Source organism: Leuconostoc inhae, from assembly GCF_019656015.1.
Lineage (GTDB): Bacteria > Bacillota > Bacilli > Lactobacillales > Lactobacillaceae > Leuconostoc > Leuconostoc inhae_A.
The window spans coordinates 1-1894 of the sequence record NZ_BPKW01000031.1 but is presented as its reverse complement, the minus strand read 5'-3'; the positions used below and the strand labels follow the sequence as shown (position 1 = coordinate 1894).

The 1894-nt window shown below is 37.5% G+C and carries 1 protein-coding gene; it reads left to right on the top strand.

All coding sequences use genetic code 11. The features are described 5' to 3' along the window. Positions 1–595 precede the first annotated feature (595 nt). Complete coding sequence (locus K5Q14_RS09710; RefSeq protein WP_011191358.1) at positions 596–1603, top strand: replicase; 1008 nt, start codon at positions 596–598, stop codon at positions 1601–1603. Positions 1604–1894: the final 291 nt, after the last annotated feature.

Here is a 1894-nt window from a genome sequence, read left to right as displayed (position 1 = left end):
ACTCTTAAAACGCAAATAAGAGCCAAATAAGAGCAGTTAGAATTGCGGTGGTATCTTCGTATCGGTGGCGCGACCAAAGGGAGCGACAGACGACACACGGTAGGACACATCGAGTGTCCAGTGTGCTTGGGTGTCGTTAAGAAATGACGACCAGTCATTTTAGGCATCTCGTCCTTGCCGATATGGAGATACCACCTCTAGGCGAAATGAGGAGAGCTCTGCTCGACGATTGGAGACTTTTGGCGGGAGACGATCAGTCGACCAGAAAAAGCGGGCTTTTACTAACAGCCCGCTAGAGGTTCGATTTTCGAACCTCACATACAAAAAGGCAGTGAAACTGTGAGCCAATTTAACTAGTAATCAGCCACTTCATTAGAACGGGTAATTTGCCAGATTAATATGTTAAAATGGCATTATGCACGTGTTCAAGCATGTAGCACATTGAAAATTTAGACACAAAAAAACGGCATTCCGAAGATTTAGGCGTCAGAAGAATGTCGTTTACACAAGGGAGCTATAGGTATACTCAAGAAGTATTATAACATACTCAAATGAGTGTACATATAGCTCTCCACAACGAAATGGAGAGTACCAAATGGAGCAAGAAAAAGCCCAATTAATAAAAAACCATTGGTCGATAGACATGGTAAATGTAGTTGGTAATTTACGAAGGATGCCGGTTGCGTTTATTCTAAACAATGGTGAATGGATTTGTCGACGTGAAAATTACATGTGGCAATATATTCGAAAGTTTGAAAATGGCGATACTGAAGTTTTGATTACAGTACAGCGTTTGAAATTTCATAAGCATTTTGATGACCCAGTTTGGGTGCAATATAATCCCAACCACTTAGAAAATGATGATTTGAAGCAGTTAGAACGAATTATGTATTCAATTGACCATACTCATCTGACGCGTGTTGATTTAGCCTGTGATATATACAATGTCGACCTTAGTCTCTATGATTTTGGATTGTTCAATGTTACTAGAGATATTTATCGAACTTTGTCCGGAAAATTAGAAACTAGATATTGGGGAAGACGGAAAAGTGAACGGCAGATTCGTTTATATGACAAGGCTAATGAGCGTAAAAAGCATGGTAAAAAAGATGAAATTCCAGATTGGGCGGAAGAATGGTGGCGTCTAGAATTTCAATTTAGACAAGGTAAAGTAGACTCTTGGCAAGAAGAAATTATTGAAAAAATGAGTTCTTTTCATGTACTTGCAGTTGATGACAATGATAATTTAACTGAAACTGAGAAAGCCATTTTAGAACGTGTTAATGCTGATAAGTATAATTTTAAAAAGGTCGGCAAAGAAAAGGCAGCAAAGATACGAAAAATGGTTCGAGAGAATGTTGGTTTTGATACGACGGTATCAGATTTAGCTATTTTGGATTTTAATGAGCAACAAGAAATTCTTCAAAAGCAACTAAACAGTTTGATGACGAAATATAATATTAAACCGCAAACAGAAGAATTAACACGTTATTTTGAAGATGCAATAAATAGTGAACAAGGAATTACTGTTGAAGTAGATACTGATGATATTGTGTTCAAAAATGCAATGAGAAACGTTGCTAAAAGCATTTCATCAAAATAGCATTTTTCGCCAGAGCAGTGCGTAGCACATCCATAGCAACCGTTATTCAATCAGAATATTTGTAGTAATTATCTGAAGCTTTTCATGATTGCCCAAACTTTTTGCTGATATAAGATACGATGAGACCCCCTATGATTTGCCATAGGGTTTTTATAATTAGTTCCATGAGCTTTAAACTCCTTTCTAAGGAATAATATAGCAACAAGGTCAGATAACTCTTAAAACGCAAATAAGAGCCAAATAAGAGCAGTTAGAATTGCGGTGGTATCTTCGTATCGGTGGCGCGACCAA

Coding starts and splice junctions, on each gene's coding strand:
- K5Q14_RS09710 (WP_011191358.1), top strand. CDS start 596: ATGGAGCAAGAAAAAGCCCAATTAATAAAAAACCATTGGTCGATAGAC.